The following is a 14,993-nucleotide window of genomic DNA, read 5'->3' on the forward strand; positions in this document are numbered from 1 at the left end:
CACATCTCATGTAGCACAGCAAGGGGGCAACACTGCCCCCTTGTTCATTTGAATCAAGGCGAATTACCATGCTTGACTCACTGAAACACCGTAACACCAAGCACACAGGCTTTCTCAGCATCGAGCTGGCGCTGGTGCTGATCATCAGTGCCATCATTGCCTTCGCTGTGGTTCAGCAACAAGCACGTTCTGCAAAATCCTCTGTCGCGAAAATCCAGGCTGATCAACTCAACCAGGTCGGCGACGCATTGAATTCCTACACCGACTTGTACCGGCGCGGCATTTCTGCCCCCGGTGATTTACAAGTGGATTTGAACAACGACGGCATCACCGATGTCACGATTCCCGAAACCCCGGTTACAGGCAACGAAGGAAGTAAACTGACGCCCACCATTGAAAACCTGATTGATGTGGGCCTGTTACCTGCAAGCTTTGTGAACCGCCCTGCTGCATCGGATGGACAATTCATTACCCGCCTTTCAATTTTGCCAGCGGGCTGCTCTATGGCAGCAGACAATTGCCGCATTGAAGGCTACATCACCCTGAACCAACCAGTGACAATTGGTGGGCAAGACGGCTCCGCTGGCGAATTCGACAGTGACATTGCAGGCGACATGCTGAGCTTCATGGGCGGCAACGGATTCACCACTCTACAAGCCGATACCCCCGCCACCAGCGCGGGCGGCAACTTCACTGTGGCGCTGGATATTGACGGCAATGGCACGACCGATGCCAACACACCCGCGGGCATACCCGGCGTGCGCGTAGGCGCACTGGCCTCCCGATACGATGTGCGTAACCCGATTGCCGATGTTGATTTTTGCCGAGGCAACCGAACCCTGAACTGGGTGAACAGTGGCAATTCCTGCACCACCGTTATTTTTAACGACACACCAGTGGGCTATCGCTTTGTGGCGGTTGATGCCGACACTGGCGGCGGCGCAGGTGGCGGAGGCAGTGCCTTCATTCGCTGTGTGTACAACCCAAATGCCAACCCGCCCGCGCAATTGTCCATTCTCAGCAGCTGCTGCCAAAACGGTAACCAGGCCTGCACCCCACCTGCGGTGCCTTGATCATGAACAGGCGCCAGTTTATTGCTGCTGCAAGTTCGATTTCGCTGACTGCACACCTGGACAAGCTGGCTTGGGCCACGCAATCCCCCAGCTACACCTTGCTGGACATTCAACGCGGCCCGGATCGCTTTCAAATTGATTTCAGCACGCCTGAAGGTTACCGCACAGCCGCCTGGATGCTTCGCGATATTCGAGCCAACCGGGTGGGCGTACCCAATATTGAAATGTTGCAACTGGCAGCATGGGCTCAAATTGTTTTGGCTGAACACCACGCCTACACCGTGTTTGAAGTAACCTCGGGTTTGCGGACCCATCACACGAATTCCATCATCGAGGGTGCAGCCCGACATTCACGTCATTTGCCCGATGAGAGCGGACAGTTTTACGCCATGGACATCAAACCCATTGGTGTGAATATTGATCAATTGGCTAAAACCCTACAGTACCCCGCATTCGGGGGGGTTGGTGTTTACAGAAGCCATGTTCATTTCGATATTCGCGACTACGCCACACAATGGCGGTCAAAAAAATGATTAAATTCATCAACTTGAGTCACTTCAAGTCAACCACAAAGCGACATGATACGTTGTCCATTTGTGTTAAATAATGATTTTTAGATCAAATTACAATTTGAGAGTCTTGATTCCGTATCATCATTAACCCACGAGATTGCTTTATCACGCGCCATGCCTCAAATTAACAACAAGAACAAGCCACGCACAGGTGCCTACCTGAACCTGTTCAAGCAAAAATACGGGCTAACCGTGTCAAAAATGTGCGCTTTGTTCGGTATCAGTACCCAGGCGAAATTTAACTCAATTGTTCGCCCACCCGAGGGCAATTCTAGCGATGAACCGCTCGATCCCACGGTTGCTTTAATTTTGAGGCTGTACGAAACCCATGAGTCGCTGGTTCCTTTGAACAATGAGCTCAGCCTGGAAGACACCTACAAAATGTTTCAAAGGGTGTTCGGAAAAACCAAAGTCAGCGAAAGCACTTTTGGTCAATTGTTGGGCCGTAGCGCAGGTTCCGGTTACCGGTGGTTGAACGGTTCAGGCAATGCCACACCGCAAGTGGGCATCGTGCTGGAAAGGCTGCACCACATGTTGGCCAGCGGCATGGAAGAACCGGAAGTTTGTTATTTGTGGCTGGACATTGTTCATCAGGAATACCGGGCGCGTAACCAAGTGCCACCGCTAAACGATATAGACGCAGTGAAGTTGTTGATCCAGAAGTACCCGCTTAAATACAAACACATGGCGTCATGAACAAAACATGGATTACACCGAGGTCAAACTGATTGCTGTGTGGAGCGGACCCAAGGCCCCACCCAGCCAGTTGAAACTTTCTGATTACAAATTGCCCGTGGCAGGTCGCATGCCGAAGAACTACTTCAATGCACTGTACGGCAACCGCAATGCCTACATGGCATTGGGTGAACTGTTGTCGCAAGCTCAAAAAGCAGGTCATTACTTTTCAACAGCCACCATTACCGTGGGCATTGAAACGCCACGCAAGCCGGGCGTGGTGCACCTGGAAGACCTGGGTGAAGAAAGTGGCACGCAATTTGTAAATTTGTCGCGCGTATCCAAAGAAGTGGTGTCAGAAGTGGCTGACATTTACCGTGCGTGTAGCGCCTTTAAAAAAATGCCTGAGGGCGAAATAGACTGGCGCAAGCCTTTTCGCTTCATGCCAGAATGCCCTGAGCACTTGCCTGTGGTGTTCGATCTGCTGCAGTGCTCAGTGCTGGTTCACCCAGTGGCTTTTACCACCACACCCGAGGGCAAGCACCACTTCATTGCCAGCTTTGATCCCGATCGGGTCAAAATTCTGGATGCTCAACCCAACCGACATGAAATAGGCCCACACCCAGAGCAAATCGTTTTTTAAATGTGGTACTGGGGTGTTTTGTGGTTGGGTGCGTTGGGGCCAGCCTGTTGAGGCGGCAATATGGTGATGATGGGCTGGGTCAGCTGATTGCTGAGTGAAAACGCCTGGGGAACCATGCCGTTTTCATCGGCATGCATGTAAATAATCGACATGACTGCGGCGCAGAAGCTGATGACCAGTATCGCCACCATGGTAAAAATCACCGCGAGTATTCGTGTTGCAAGCCTTGGCCTTGTGGGGTTGAGTCCGTTCATGCTGCATTCCTTCACACCTTGGCATTTAACATTACAACTTCTGTACAAAATTACAAGCCATTCTTGCGCTGAAAAATTTGCCACTGGCGAATAATTTCATGCAATGCAGCAAGGCCGTCGGTCAATGCTGCGGGCCCAGGCTGCAAAATCAAGGGCGATTTAACCTCGAAAATTTGCTGGTGCTTCACTGCACTCACATTGCCCCACCCTGCCCGTGCCGCCACGGTTTCCGGGCGAAATTTTTTGCCGCACCAAGAGCCAATAATGATGTCAGGATTGCGGCGAACAATTTCACTGCTGTCGGCAATAATACGGTTCTTGCCCAGGCTTTGCGTGGCAAGCTCGGGAAAGCAATCGTCGCCCCCGGCAATACCAATCAGCTCGCTCACCCATTGAATGGCGCTGATCGGCGGCTCGTCCCATTCTTCAAAATACACCTTGGGGCGCACAGGCCATAGGCTGGCTTGAGCGCGTATGCCTTCCACTTGCGCCTGAATTTCAGCAATCAGTTGCAGGCCCTTTTCCGCCGCACCCACCATGGCGGCCACCTGGTACATCATGCTGAATATCTCGGGCACCGAACGTTGGTTGAACACCGTCACCTGCACGCCATGGCGAATCAAGGCACTGGCAATGTCGGCCTGCAAATCAGAAAAACCAAACACGCAATCCGGGTTCAAAGCCAAAATTTGATCAATCTTGGCAGTCAAAAATGCACTCACCTTGGGTTTTTCAAGGCGGGCTTTGCGTGGGCGCACAGTGTAGCCAGAAATACCTACAATCCGGTGTTCTTCACCCAGCAGGTAAAGCCACTCGGTGGTTTCCTCGGTGAGGCAAACAATGCGTTCGGGCAGTTGGATCATTTGCACAGGTCTTCAGTGCCAAACCGAAAGCGTGCACCGGTGTACTGTTCAATTTCTGCAATGGCCTTGCAGGGGTTTTCGCCACGATCAATCAAATGCTGTGCTGCATAGTGGTTGGCCCGTGTTTCAACTTGATCAAGAAAGCCTTTAAATTCAGGGTCTTGACCATAGGCGCCCAAAAGCGTCATGAAAGCATTGTTCATCAGTTCGGTGTCTTTGGCGTTGGTTTGGTGAATGCGTTTCAACAAATCATACCCACGCCGAGGGTCGTCGTATTTCAGGTGCACCAGTTCATGCACAAAAACATAACGCAGTGCTGCGTCGCTAAGCCCCTCGGAAAAAGCCTCGTCAATCACGATCTGGGTTTTGCCTTTGGCAAAGGCAAACAGGGGGCTTTTCTGGAAACCCATGCGGGAATACGGCACATCGTACTGCTGGCGCAGTTCTTCAAACATGCTGAGGGTGTCGGCGAAATCGCGTTGGGGCGGCGTGGTACAACTGCTCACCCAGGGAAGCAGGAATAAAACCCAAATCCAGCGAAACGGCGTAAGGCGCATTCGGTTGTGAAGACTATGTTGTGAGTATTTTGATGACAGCGTATCGAAATACTACTATCAAATAGAAAGGCTGGTGAAAATTTGTTCAACGCTTTGGCAGCCCTCAAGCCGACTGGCTGCACCTTGGTTTTTTGCGTTACACTGCCAGCCCTTTTTCAATTTCAGCGAGCCAAGCCATGTGGTTTAAAAACCTGTTCATCTTTCGCCTTACCAAATGGGAAGAAACCCCCGAGTCGCTGGAAGACAAACTGGCCAAACAAGCCCTGCAAGCCTGCGGTGGCATGGACTTGCAAACGCGCGGTTGGGTGGCCCCAAAGGCCGAGGGCGAACCCTTTGTGCACCGAAGCGGCCAGCAGTTGCTGATTTCATTGGGCTTGGAGAAAAAGCTGTTGCCCAGCACGGTGATCAATCAATTCACCAAAGCGCGCGCAGCGGAAATTGAAGAACGCGAAGGCTACAAGCCCGGCCGCAAGCAGATGAAGGAAATCAAGGAAGCCGTGACCGACGAATTGTTGCCACGGGCTTTTGCCATTCGCAGCCGAATCAATGCATGGATAGACCCGCAGGGCAAGTGGCTGGTGATTGACGCTGCAAGCCCGGCCAAGGCCGATGAACTGGTCGGCATGCTGATGAAAAGCGTGGAAGGCGTGGCCATGGCTTTGGTCAAAACCAAAATATCGCCCACCGTGGCCATGACCGCCTGGCTGGCCGAGAACGACAACCCGCCCCCTTTTACCGTGGACCAGGACTGCGAGCTGAAAAGCCGTGGTGAACAGGCCGCCACTGTGCGCTATGTGAAGCACTCGCTGGAGTCTGAGGAAATTGCAAAGCACATCAAAGGTGGCAAGGACGTGACCAAACTGGCCATGACCTGGGCTGACAAAGTTTCCTTTGTGCTGCATGAAAACCTGCAGGTGAAACGGGTTGCGCCTTTGGATGTGATTAAGGAACAGGCCGCCCTCAGTGCCGACGACGACGCATTTGACTCCGACTTCGCCCTGATGACCGGTGAACTGCGCAAACTGATTCCTGGTTTGATCAATGTACTGGGTGGCGAGCTGACTGGCGCGAATTAACAAACAACTTGGTAATTTGCTGACAGTTTTTAAATATTGAGTGCACAAGTGTTAACTTTCGCCGCGACGAAATTCAAGATTTCGTTGCGGCTGTACCTCAACAATCAAGAACAATTATTAAATATTTAAATTTGGGTTTTTCGGAAGCGAAATCATCAGTATGATTCCCACATCCTTTGAACCAACTGGTAAAAACCAATCTTCAATGACCACACGAGTTGACCCCAACAGCCCGATCCACTGGCCCGGCGCAATCACCCTGTTCGGAACCACCATTGCTGCACTCATTCTTGTACCCGCTTACGCTTGGTTCAACGACTACAGCACGGCTGCCTGGGTGTCATTTGTGGTGTTGGCCATTCTGAATGGCATTTCGATTACCGCCGGTTACCACCGCCTTTGGGCACACCGCACCTACGAAGCCCACTGGACCGTGCGCTTCGTGTTGATGTTCTTCGGCACCATGGCTGTACAAAACAGCATTTTGATTTGGGCTTCGGGCCACCGCACGCACCACCGCCATGTGGACGACACCGAGCACGACCCCTATTCTGCCAAGCGTGGCTTCTGGTTCTCGCACATGGGCTGGATGATTCGCAAATATGAATCCGGCAAAGAAGACCTCAGCAACTCGCCTGACCTGCTGAAAGACCCACTGGTGATGTTCCAGCACAAGCACTACACGGCGCTGGCCTTGGGCATCAACTTTCTGTTCCCTGCCTTGATTGGTTACCTGGTTGGCGACTTGTGGGGCGTGATGCTGCTGGGCGGTTTGCTGCGCCTGGTGTGGTGCCACCAAACCACCTTCTTCATCAATTCGCTGGCGCACATTTGGGGCCGCCGCCCTTACACCGACGAGAACACCGCGCGCGACAACGATTTCCTGGCGATTTTTACGTACGGTGAGGGTTATCACAACTACCACCACCTGTTTCAATACGACTATCGCAACGGCATCAAGTGGTTTCACATCGACCCCACCAAATGGCTGATCGCTGGTTTGTCGTTTGTGGGCTTGACCAAGAACCTGAAGCGCTGCGACAAGTTCGCCATTGAAAAAGCGCGCATCGCGATGCAATTCAAGCGTGCCGAAGAAAAAATGCAGGCACAGCCCACCGCAATGCATGCGCATGTTGAAGCCATGAAAGCCCGCCTTGCGCAGGAATATGAGCACTACAGCAAGGCCTTGCAAGACTGGGCGAAACTGAAAGAAGCCTGGTACCAAGACACGAAAAACGCCATCAAGAATGGCGAAACCCTGGCGGCCTACAAAGCCAAATTCAAAGCCATGGAAGTTGAAATGCGCCTGCAGCGCAAGCGCTTGCAAGCACTGGTTCGCCAGGTTCAAAAACCTGCATTGGCTGCTTGAGTAGTTAGATAAAACGCGCCAAGGTGACTGCAACCTTGGAGCCTGACCCAACAGCACTTACCCAAAGCCTGGCGATTAAACCGCCGGGCTTTGTTGTTTTTGCGGCGGCCTCGTCGCGGTGCGCGCATTCATCCAGTTGAAACTCAATCAACTGCGCTTTCAAATCCTGGTGGGTTCCCAAAGCCGTCAGCTTTTCGATTTGTTCCTGATAGTGCAAGTTCACAAAAGTTTCCACCGCAGCAATGGTTCGGTACACCGCAACCGGCCCGAACAAGGCTGGCAAAGCCCCGGTGAGGAAGCCTGCAATGCGCCAGGGCACCAACAGCCAGCTTCGGCGAAATACCGGCAGCAACGTGTTCATGGCGTTTAAATGGCGCTGCTCAGTTTGCAGGTGTTCACTGGCAAATGCGCGAACTTCAGGGTTTCTTGAAACAGCCAAAATGCCTTTGTAAATCCACACTGCCCCGGTTTCACCGGCGTGGTCAGTGCGAAGGTCAGCCACCAAAGTGGGCGGCAAATGGCTGGTGTCGAATTTCAAAATAAAGCGTTGAATGGCAGGGCGAACGGGCAAGAAGCCGTTGTACGCCTTTTCCATGACCCACAACATGCCCGGTACCTTGGCCAGCCATGCCAACACCCGCCAACCCGGCAACTGCGCCCACACATGCACAAAAGCCGCAGCACCACTGAGCAATTCGCCTTGCGCCGTGCGCGTGTGAAAACGCGCCATGAGCTGTTCTTTGGGTTGCCCTTGGGGCAGTGGCGTGTCAGGCTTGGAGACATCCACCCAGGCAATGGGCTGATCGGGCGTGATGTTTTGATACACCGCGATTTCACGGCGGCACATGGGGCATGAACCGTCGAAATACACTTCAACACATTGGGATTGGTTTACAACTTGCGGGTCTTTAACTGCCATGACCGTACTGCCTTGATTGAAACTGCTTTGGGAAAAACCACTTATCCCAGTTTAACCGTGTACTTCACACCGTCAAACTCGATTACATCGCCACCCACAATTTTCTTGCGCTTCTGGGTTTCAATTTGGCCGTTGACCAACACATGGCCATCGGCAATCACATTCTTGGCCTCGCCGCCGCTGGACAACCAACCCTGAAACTTCAGGATTTTGTAAAGCTCAACGGGTTCTTTGTTGATGATGACTTCGTTCATGGCGTGTATTCCCTGCAATCAATGCCCGAAGTGTATCAGCCTTCGAGTATCCACCTTGCCGCTTTCTCGGCAATCATCAGCGTGGGGCTGTTGGTGTTGCCGCTGGTAATGGTGGGCATCACACTGGCATCGGCAATGCGCAGGTGCTTCACACCAATCACTCGCAAGCGGGAATCGACCACAGCAGCGGGGTCGTTGGCCGCACCCATTTTTGCCGTACCCACCGGGTGAAAAATCGTCGTGGCAATGTCGCCTGCCAAACGCACCAATTCCTCGTCGGTTTGAAACTCCACGCCGGGCTTGAATTCCTCAGGCTTGTATTTCGCCAAGGCGGGTTGCTGCGCAATATTACGCGTCACCCTGAGGGAATCGGCCGCCACTTTCTGGTCTTCCTCAGTGCTGAGGTAATTCGGCGCAATGGCGGGTGCTTCGTCGAACCGACTGCTTTTAATGTGCACCGAACCGCGGCTGCTGGGGTTGAGGTTGCACACACTGGCCGTGAAGGCATTGAAGTTGTGCAGGGGCTGACCAAATGCAGGCAGGCTCAGCGGCTGCACATGGTACTGAATGTTGGGGTATGGCCGGTCGGCGCTGCTTTTGGTGAATGCGCCCAGTTGCGAGGGGGCCATGCTCATGGGGCCGCTGCGCTTAAATACATATTCCATGCCAATTTGCGCCTTGCCCCACAGGCTATTGGCCAGTGTGTTCAGGGTTTTAACGCCCTGCACTTTGAATACTGCGCGAATTTGCAAATGGTCTTGCAGGTTGGCACCCACGCCGGGTTTGTCCAGCTTTACCTCAATACCGTGTTGCTGCAGCAGGCTGCCCTGCCCTATGCCCGATAATTCAAGAATTTGTGGCGTGCCAATGGCACCCGCACACAGCACGGTTTCACGCACGGCTTTCACCGCCACTTCTTCACCGCCCTTCACTACCAGCGCGCCATTGCACACCAGTTCGCCACTGGCGTTGCGCTCGATGATTAAATTTTTAACTTGTGCCTGGGTCCACACTGTTAAGTTGGGCCGCTTCATGATTGGGCGCAAGAAGGCTTTGGAGGTGTTCCACCGCCAGCCGCTGCGCTGGTTCACTTCAAAGTAGCCCACACCAAAGTTATTGCCACGGTTGAAGTCGTCGCTGGCGGGTATGCCTGCCTGTTGCGCCGCTTGAGAAAATGCTTCCAGAATTTCCCAACGCAGGCGCTGCTTTTCCACGCGCCACTCACCCTTGCCACTGTGAAACTTTGGCAAGTCTGTGTCAGCCAACTCGGCATGCGGGTTGTCGTAACGCCAGTTGCTTTCATGCGCTAGAAAATCTTGCAAACAATTGTTCCAGTTCCAGGCCTCGTCGCCGGTTTGGGCAGCCCAGCTTTCATAATCGCGGGCCTGGCCACGCATGTAGATCATGCCGTTGATGCTGGAGCAACCACCCAAGGTTTTGCCACGGGGGTAAATCAGGGCGCGGCCGTTCAGGCCGGCATCGGGCTCGGTGCGAAAGCGCCAATCGGTGCGGGGGTTGTCGATGCAATACAGGTAACCCACAGGAATGTGGATCCAGTGGTAGTTGTCTTTACCGCCCGCTTCCAGCAACAGCACTGAATTGTTGGGGTTGGCACTGAGCCGGTTGGCCATCAAGGCCCCAGCTGTGCCCGCCCCCACTACGATGTAATCAAAAGTCCGCATGTTTACCCCGAATCGATTACCCAATAGTAACCAGCCCACAAATTGGATTGAACCCCGCGTTGCTGCAATCGACTTGGGGTTTTCCAGAGTTTTGCAAAAAAGTTAAAGATGTCTTGATCAATCGCCTGTGCTTATGACCATTCCAAACATGTCAGAATCACACTCAATTCCTTTACAATCGACTGTTTCGCATTAACTACCCTGCCCGAGGTTTCTAAAATGACAGAACGCACCACCGTGCATGGCTTGAAAGTAGCCACACCCCTGTACAACTTCATCAACAATGAAGTGCTGCCCGGCACCGGCATTGATCAGGCTGCCTACTGGAAAGGCTTCGACGAAATCGTCAGCACACTGGCCCCGAAAAACGCCGCCCTGCTGGCCGAGCGCGACCGCATTCAGCTGGAAATGGACGCCTGGCACAAAGCCAACCCCGGCCCCATCGCCGACATGGCCGCCTACCAAGAATTTTTGAAAAAGATTGGCTACCTGGTTGAGCAGCCTGCCAAAGTGCAAGCCACCACCGCCAATGTAGACAGCGAACTGGCCACCCAAGCTGGCCCCCAGTTGGTAGTTCCAATTTTGAATGCACGCTACGCCTTGAATGCTGCGAACGCACGTTGGGGCAGCCTGTACGATGCACTGTACGGCACCGATGTAATTTCTGAAGAAGGCGGTGCAGAACGCGCTGGCGGCTACAACCCCGTGCGCGGTGCAAAAGTAATCGAGTTTGCACGCAACTTTTTGGATCAGTCTTTCCCATTGGAAGGCGCATCACACAAAGACGCCACTGGCTACGCCATTGCAGGTGGCAAGCTGCAAGTTGCCTTGAAGAACGGCAGCACCGTTGGCCTGAAAAACGCCGCACAACTGGTGGGTTACCAGGGCGACGCCGCAGCACCTTCATCGGTATTGCTGGTGAACAACGGCATTCACGCCGACATCATTATTAACCGCGCAACACCGATTGGTTCAAGCGACGCAGCCGGTGTGGCCGACGTGGTGCTGGAAGCAGCGCTGTCTACCATTCTGGATTTGGAAGACTCTGTTGCTGCCGTAGACGCTGAAGACAAAATTGTGGCCTACAAAAACTGGCTGGGTATTTTGAAAGGCACCCTCACAGAAAGCGTGAGCAAAGGTGGCAAAACCTTCACACGTGGCTTGAATGCTGACCGCGTGTACACCGGCGTGAATGGCGAGAAAGTGACCATGCATGGCCGCAGCATGTTGTTCTTGCGCAATGTGGGCCACCTGATGACCAACCCCGCAATTTTGTGGGGCGGTGACAAAGAAATTCCCGAAGGCATTATGGACGCGATTGTGACCACCACGATTGCGCTACACGACCTGAAAGGCAATGGCGTTAACGGTATTCGCAACAGCCGCAAAGGTTCGGTTTACATCGTGAAGCCGAAAATGCACGGCCCTGTTGAAGTGGGCTTTGCTGCTGAATTGTTCACCCATGTAGAAAAGCTGCTGGGCCTGCCCGACAGCACCGTGAAGCTGGGCATTATGGACGAGGAGCGCCGCACGTCTGTTAACTTGAAGGCTTGTATTGCTGCCGCAGCCAGCCGTGTTGCTTTCATCAACACTGGCTTCTTGGACCGCACTGGCGACGAAATGCACACTGCAATGCACGCAGGCGCCATGATTCGCAAAGCCGACATGAAGAGCAGCGCATGGATTACCGCCTACGAGCGCAACAACGTGCTGGTTGGTTTGAGCTGTGGCCTGAAAGGCCGCGCACAGATTGGTAAAGGCATGTGGGCCATGCCCGACCTGATGAAAGCCATGCTGGAACAGAAAATTGGCCACCCCAAAGCCGGTGCCAACACCGCCTGGGTTCCAAGCCCAACTGCTGCAACATTGCACGCCATGCACTACCACCAGGTTAGCGTGGCCGCTGTTCAAGCCGAGCTGGAAAAGATTGATGCCGACGCAGAACGCCCAGGCATTTTGGCCAATCTGTTGCAAGTGCCAGTGGCCACCAACACCAACTGGAGCGATGCAGAAAAGCAGCAAGAACTGGACAACAACGCCCAAGGTATTTTGGGCTATGTGGTTCGCTGGGTTGACCAGGGTGTGGGTTGCTCCAAGGTGCCCGACATCAACAACGTGGGCCTGATGGAAGACCGCGCCACACTGCGTATTTCCAGCCAGCACATTGCCAACTGGATTCACCACGGCATTGTGAGCAAAGAGCAAGTGATGGAAACCATGAAGCGCATGGCCGCTGTGGTTGACCAGCAAAACGCTGGCGACCCCGCGTACAAGCCCATGGCTGGCAACTTTGAAACATCCGCCGCATTCAAGGCCGCATGCGACCTGGTGTTCAAAGGCATGGAACAACCTGCCGGTTACACCGAGCCACTGCTGCACGCATGGCGCTTGAAGGTGAAAGCTGCTTGAGTTGATTAAGTAGTTTGATTTGAGAAAGCCAGGTGCTGAAAAGTGCCTGGCTTTTTTGTTGAAACCTAACCCGTAGTAGGTAGCATTTTGACAGTACAACACCTTGCCTCTACATTGCTTTTCCAGATTAAAAAAGGAGAAGCTGAATGCAAGAGCATGTTGCCCAAACTGGCAAGGGTATTGCCCACCGTGCCGACAAGGTGTTTGAAATTATGGAAGGCAAGCCCTACAAATGGGGCGGTAAAAAAACAAACGGATTTGATTGTTCCGGGTTCGTCGCCTATGTGTTTGAACAACTCTTCCCAGAACGCGCTGCTGCCTTTAGAACTAACGTTGCGGGCTATATGGCATCGCCTCATTTTGAACAGGTTGACACACCACAGGCTGGCGACTTGATCATATTTCCGGAACAAGTCACTGGACCTTACAAAGGGGTCAATCACATTGGCATTGTTCAAAACGAACACGGCTGGGTGGGTTCGCAAAGTTCTACCGGTGTCAGCTTCGTGTTGTTCTCAAAACCGGGATATTGGTCCAAGCGACCGAAATACTTTCTGCGCTACAAATATTCGTCCACGCAGGCCATCGCGAGTTATCTGCAAAGTATCGGTCAATAAGGAAATGGACATGATTAAATTTGCTTTCGCCGCAACGCTGATGCTAGGCCTTACATCGACTCACGCTTCAGAGAACTCAACCGCTGATTTGCTGAAGGCTTGGATATTGCTGGAAGTTCGCTGCCCGATTGGATGTTTTGAAACCACGACCAATCAATTCAAACCGCAGATTGGAAAGAGTATCGATTTAAAAGCAGCACAAAATAAAACATCGCCAGTGGGTGCCTGCGCTAAGGGGCACTTGCACTTTGTGCTTGAAGAACTGCCGTTGAAAGATGTGCTGACTCGAATGAATACCACCCTACCTCCAGAGGCTGTAGATAGCCAAGGCAAGCCCTTGCAGTTTTCACTGGAGAACACAGACCTCGGATTTTCTGCTTACGGTGAGCAGCTAACCGTGGTTAAAACTGGAGTTTTGGAATGTAAAGACCCTGCCTGGAAAGGGAAATGGGAGCAGAGAAAGTTTGTGGTGTCGATTGACGCGCACCGAATGGTGACGCTGGAGGAAGATGGAGCGTTGGGGGTTTATTACGCTTTAAAGAACAAATAAAACGCTGAGCGGTTGATTGATTAGTGATAAGCATGTCTATAAAATATACCAATATTTGGTATCGGAGGCCTCCCATGGCTAAAAACACAAGTGTTTCTCTTGGCCCACATTTTGATCAATTCATTGCATCACAGGTCCAGAATGGCCGCTATGGCTCGGCCAGCGAAGTGGTCAGAGCAGGGCTACGTTTGCTGGAAGAAAACGAAACTCAGCTGACGCAACTGCGTCGCCTACTGGAGGAAGGCGAGCAAAGCGGACTTTCCGACTATTCTTACGACGATCTAATTTCGCAGCTGGACAAAGAAGCGGAATGACAAAGCCATTCCTTCTGACTGTCGCGGCCCGCAACGACCTATTGAATATTGCTCGCTTTACTGCAAAACGCTGGGGAAACCCGCAACGAAACAAATATCTAAAACAACTCGACGACACTTTTCGGTTACTTGCTCGCCAACCAGAAATCGGTATCGATGCATCGGGAATAAAGCCCGGATACAGAAAATTCGTGCTCGGTAGCCATGTCATTTTCTACCGCGATGGAAGCAATTCAAAAGTCGTAGTGGTTCGTGTGTTCCATCACCGCATGGATGTGGATAGTCACCTTTAAGCTTCTTTCAACGAGGCTTGTTGCTATTTAGCTTGCGCAAACGAGATACTCGAAAAGCAAAAAAGTACGGCAGTAAATATTGATCGCATATGAATTTCAGGAAGTATGTTGGACAATTAATTTATAGATGCGTTTAAACAGAACGCCAAGCAATAAGCTACCAAAGGCACCAACTAAAAACCAAATCCCGAAGAAGCCAAGAGCGTATTGGTAATCAACGGTACTGCCTGGGAAATAAAACTCAAGCTGTGCGTTGTGTAACAGGCCGATAAACAACATAGCGCAAGCAAGGGCTACTCCACATGCAATCGACACAATCAATCCTTTGTGGCTTATTAGTTTCACCAGCCTGACTGATAAGTTCATTGATTCGATACCTGTTTTGTGAGCAGCACTTCTTCAACTCTTGCAGAAGTTATTTTCAAATTAACCTGAAAAACCTTCTTGGGGAGCTTAGGATTTGCTCGAGTCGAGAATCGATGATATTCACGGAACGTAAGAACCAACTCGGCTTGGTCAACTGTTGTTTCAGGCGTTTTAGGTACAACCCAATCGGCCTTTACAAACTCCCCTTTCGCTTGCAATGTGTGTACTTGAACTTCCGGTAGTTCATCGAAAGTGGCAACAGTGATCAGGTGATTATTTTTACAAGTGGCACCAGTTTCAAGCCCACAAGTTTCATCGCGAGCTGGCGTTGCAAACAGGCGCAACATCAAGCCCTTCTGCTGCCCAGAGCTGTATTGATTCAGTTCGATCAACTGCCCGTACGCCAAGTTTTTCAAGAGGGTTTGTTCTTCCACCTCAGTTGCCCAGCTTGAGTTTGCGAACAATACCAAAGCGCTGCTTGCCATTATCTTTTGAATCTTTTTCATC

19 protein-coding genes are annotated in these 14,993 nt (G+C 52.1%); 11 read left to right on the forward strand and 8 right to left on the reverse strand.

The features are described 5' to 3' along the window. The first annotated feature begins 68 nt into the window (after positions 1-68). From HKT17_RS09930 to HKT17_RS09945, 4 genes are all read left to right on the forward strand, one after another. Positions 69-1,073, forward strand: coding sequence for a hypothetical protein (locus tag HKT17_RS09930; RefSeq protein ID WP_171099740.1), 1,005 nt, complete (start codon positions 69-71; stop codon positions 1,071-1,073). Between the two features lie 2 nt (positions 1,074-1,075). Beyond that, on the forward strand, positions 1,076-1,606 hold the full coding sequence (locus HKT17_RS09935; protein ID WP_171099742.1) for a D-Ala-D-Ala carboxypeptidase family metallohydrolase: 531 nt from the start codon (positions 1,076-1,078) through the stop codon (positions 1,604-1,606). Positions 1,607-1,759: 153 nt separating this feature from the next. After that, entirely contained in the window at positions 1,760-2,341 is a 582-nt protein-coding gene (locus tag HKT17_RS09940; RefSeq protein ID WP_105029473.1) for a hypothetical protein, read from the forward strand. A 7-nt stretch (positions 2,342-2,348) separates the two neighbouring features. After that, positions 2,349-2,963: a hypothetical protein gene (locus HKT17_RS09945; RefSeq protein WP_171099744.1), complete on the forward strand. Its 615-nt coding sequence runs from the start codon at positions 2,349-2,351 to the stop codon at positions 2,961-2,963. On the opposite strand, the gene HKT17_RS09950 is transcribed toward HKT17_RS09945, so the two are convergent. From HKT17_RS09950 to HKT17_RS09960, 3 genes are read right to left on the reverse strand one after another with little or no spacing between them, the layout of a single operon-like run. After that, a complete protein-coding gene (locus tag HKT17_RS09950; RefSeq protein ID WP_171099746.1) occupies positions 2,960-3,217 on the reverse strand; it encodes a hypothetical protein in 258 nt (85 codons plus the stop codon). The genes HKT17_RS09945 and HKT17_RS09950 overlap by 4 nt on opposite strands. Before the next feature lie 50 nt (positions 3,218-3,267). Beyond that, positions 3,268-4,080, reverse strand: coding sequence for an ABC transporter substrate-binding protein (locus HKT17_RS09955; protein WP_171099748.1), 813 nt, complete (start codon positions 4,078-4,080; stop codon positions 3,268-3,270). Next, complete coding sequence (locus tag HKT17_RS09960; protein WP_171099750.1) at positions 4,077-4,637, reverse strand: hypothetical protein; 561 nt, start codon at positions 4,635-4,637, stop codon at positions 4,077-4,079. The genes HKT17_RS09955 and HKT17_RS09960 overlap by 4 nt, the downstream gene beginning before the upstream one ends. A 176-nt stretch (positions 4,638-4,813) precedes the next feature. On the opposite strand from HKT17_RS09960, the gene HKT17_RS09965 reads away from it, so the two are divergent. Further along, a complete protein-coding gene (locus HKT17_RS09965) occupies positions 4,814-5,713 on the forward strand; it encodes a recombination-associated protein RdgC (protein ID WP_171099752.1) in 900 nt (299 codons plus the stop codon). A gap of 205 nt (positions 5,714-5,918) precedes the next feature. Further along, the gene (locus tag HKT17_RS09970; protein WP_240965765.1) at positions 5,919-7,082 is read left to right on the forward strand and encodes an acyl-CoA desaturase; all 1,164 of its coding nucleotides are present in this window, start codon (positions 5,919-5,921) and stop codon (positions 7,080-7,082) included. 4 nt (positions 7,083-7,086) lie between these two features. Here the strand turns inward: HKT17_RS09970 and HKT17_RS15610 are convergent, their stop codons facing one another. From HKT17_RS15610 to HKT17_RS09985, 3 genes are read right to left on the reverse strand one after another with little or no spacing between them, the layout of a single operon-like run. Further along, on the reverse strand, positions 7,087-8,001 hold the full coding sequence (locus tag HKT17_RS15610) for a demethoxyubiquinone hydroxylase family protein (protein ID WP_171099757.1): 915 nt from the start codon (positions 7,999-8,001) through the stop codon (positions 7,087-7,089). Positions 8,002-8,042: 41 nt separating this feature from the next. Further along, on the reverse strand, positions 8,043-8,255 hold the full coding sequence (locus HKT17_RS09980; protein WP_040513673.1) for an RNA-binding S4 domain-containing protein: 213 nt from the start codon (positions 8,253-8,255) through the stop codon (positions 8,043-8,045). 35 nt (positions 8,256-8,290) lie between these two features. Continuing rightward, a complete protein-coding gene (locus tag HKT17_RS09985; protein WP_171099759.1) occupies positions 8,291-9,937 on the reverse strand; it encodes a GMC family oxidoreductase in 1,647 nt (548 codons plus the stop codon). A 219-nt stretch (positions 9,938-10,156) separates the two neighbouring features. On the opposite strand from HKT17_RS09985, the gene HKT17_RS09990 reads away from it, so the two are divergent. From HKT17_RS09990 to HKT17_RS10010, 5 genes are all read left to right on the forward strand, one after another. Beyond that, a complete protein-coding gene (locus HKT17_RS09990; protein WP_171099761.1) occupies positions 10,157-12,346 on the forward strand; it encodes a malate synthase G in 2,190 nt (729 codons plus the stop codon). 146 nt (positions 12,347-12,492) lie between these two features. Next, positions 12,493-12,963 (forward strand): NlpC/P60 family protein, encoded by a 471-nt coding sequence (locus HKT17_RS09995; protein WP_171099763.1) that lies wholly within the window; start codon positions 12,493-12,495, stop codon positions 12,961-12,963. 10 nt (positions 12,964-12,973) lie between these two features. Then, positions 12,974-13,513, forward strand: coding sequence for a hypothetical protein (locus tag HKT17_RS10000; RefSeq protein WP_171099765.1), 540 nt, complete (start codon positions 12,974-12,976; stop codon positions 13,511-13,513). Positions 13,514-13,587: 74 nt separating this feature from the next. Further along, complete coding sequence (locus tag HKT17_RS10005) at positions 13,588-13,827, forward strand: type II toxin-antitoxin system ParD family antitoxin (RefSeq protein WP_171099768.1); 240 nt, start codon at positions 13,588-13,590, stop codon at positions 13,825-13,827. Continuing rightward, on the forward strand, positions 13,824-14,120 hold the full coding sequence (locus HKT17_RS10010) for a type II toxin-antitoxin system RelE/ParE family toxin (RefSeq protein ID WP_171099770.1): 297 nt from the start codon (positions 13,824-13,826) through the stop codon (positions 14,118-14,120). Before HKT17_RS10005 ends, HKT17_RS10010 begins: the two co-directional genes overlap by 4 nt. Positions 14,121-14,216: 96 nt before the next feature. On the opposite strand, the gene HKT17_RS10015 is transcribed toward HKT17_RS10010, so the two are convergent. Continuing rightward, positions 14,217-14,486, reverse strand: coding sequence for a hypothetical protein (locus HKT17_RS10015; RefSeq protein ID WP_171099773.1), 270 nt, complete (start codon positions 14,484-14,486; stop codon positions 14,217-14,219). After that, positions 14,483-14,992, reverse strand: a complete 510-nt coding sequence (locus tag HKT17_RS10020) for a hypothetical protein (protein ID WP_171099775.1) — start codon at positions 14,990-14,992, stop codon at positions 14,483-14,485. Before HKT17_RS10020 ends, HKT17_RS10015 begins: the two co-directional genes overlap by 4 nt. Position 14,993: the final 1 nt, after the last annotated feature.

Source organism: Limnobacter sp. SAORIC-580 (assembly GCF_013004065.1).
Lineage (GTDB): Bacteria > Pseudomonadota > Gammaproteobacteria > Burkholderiales > Burkholderiaceae_B > Limnobacter > Limnobacter profundi.

What these genes read in the sequence shown, in the direction of transcription:
- HKT17_RS09930 (WP_171099740.1), top strand. Translation starts at nt 69, where the DNA reads ATGCTTGACTCACTGAAACACCGTAACACCAAGCACACAGGCTTTCTC.
- HKT17_RS09935 (WP_171099742.1), top strand. Translation starts at nt 1,076, where the DNA reads ATGAACAGGCGCCAGTTTATTGCTGCTGCAAGTTCGATTTCGCTGACT.
- HKT17_RS09940 (WP_105029473.1), top strand. Translation starts at nt 1,760, where the DNA reads ATGCCTCAAATTAACAACAAGAACAAGCCACGCACAGGTGCCTACCTG.
- HKT17_RS09945 (WP_171099744.1), top strand. Translation starts at nt 2,349, where the DNA reads ATGGATTACACCGAGGTCAAACTGATTGCTGTGTGGAGCGGACCCAAG.
- HKT17_RS09950 (WP_171099746.1), bottom strand. Translation starts at nt 3,217, where the DNA reads ATGAACGGACTCAACCCCACAAGGCCAAGGCTTGCAACACGAATACTC.
- HKT17_RS09955 (WP_171099748.1), bottom strand. Translation starts at nt 4,080, where the DNA reads ATGATCCAACTGCCCGAACGCATTGTTTGCCTCACCGAGGAAACCACC.
- HKT17_RS09960 (WP_171099750.1), bottom strand. Translation starts at nt 4,637, where the DNA reads ATGCGCCTTACGCCGTTTCGCTGGATTTGGGTTTTATTCCTGCTTCCC.
- HKT17_RS09965 (WP_171099752.1), top strand. Translation starts at nt 4,814, where the DNA reads ATGTGGTTTAAAAACCTGTTCATCTTTCGCCTTACCAAATGGGAAGAA.
- HKT17_RS09970 (WP_240965765.1), top strand. Translation starts at nt 5,919, where the DNA reads ATGACCACACGAGTTGACCCCAACAGCCCGATCCACTGGCCCGGCGCA.
- HKT17_RS15610 (WP_171099757.1), bottom strand. Translation starts at nt 8,001, where the DNA reads ATGGCAGTTAAAGACCCGCAAGTTGTAAACCAATCCCAATGTGTTGAA.
- HKT17_RS09980 (WP_040513673.1), bottom strand. Translation starts at nt 8,255, where the DNA reads ATGAACGAAGTCATCATCAACAAAGAACCCGTTGAGCTTTACAAAATC.
- HKT17_RS09985 (WP_171099759.1), bottom strand. Translation starts at nt 9,937, where the DNA reads ATGCGGACTTTTGATTACATCGTAGTGGGGGCGGGCACAGCTGGGGCC.
- HKT17_RS09990 (WP_171099761.1), top strand. Translation starts at nt 10,157, where the DNA reads ATGACAGAACGCACCACCGTGCATGGCTTGAAAGTAGCCACACCCCTG.
- HKT17_RS09995 (WP_171099763.1), top strand. Translation starts at nt 12,493, where the DNA reads ATGCAAGAGCATGTTGCCCAAACTGGCAAGGGTATTGCCCACCGTGCC.
- HKT17_RS10000 (WP_171099765.1), top strand. Translation starts at nt 12,974, where the DNA reads ATGATTAAATTTGCTTTCGCCGCAACGCTGATGCTAGGCCTTACATCG.
- HKT17_RS10005 (WP_171099768.1), top strand. Translation starts at nt 13,588, where the DNA reads ATGGCTAAAAACACAAGTGTTTCTCTTGGCCCACATTTTGATCAATTC.
- HKT17_RS10010 (WP_171099770.1), top strand. Translation starts at nt 13,824, where the DNA reads ATGACAAAGCCATTCCTTCTGACTGTCGCGGCCCGCAACGACCTATTG.
- HKT17_RS10015 (WP_171099773.1), bottom strand. Translation starts at nt 14,486, where the DNA reads ATGAACTTATCAGTCAGGCTGGTGAAACTAATAAGCCACAAAGGATTG.
- HKT17_RS10020 (WP_171099775.1), bottom strand. Translation starts at nt 14,992, where the DNA reads ATGAAAAAGATTCAAAAGATAATGGCAAGCAGCGCTTTGGTATTGTTC.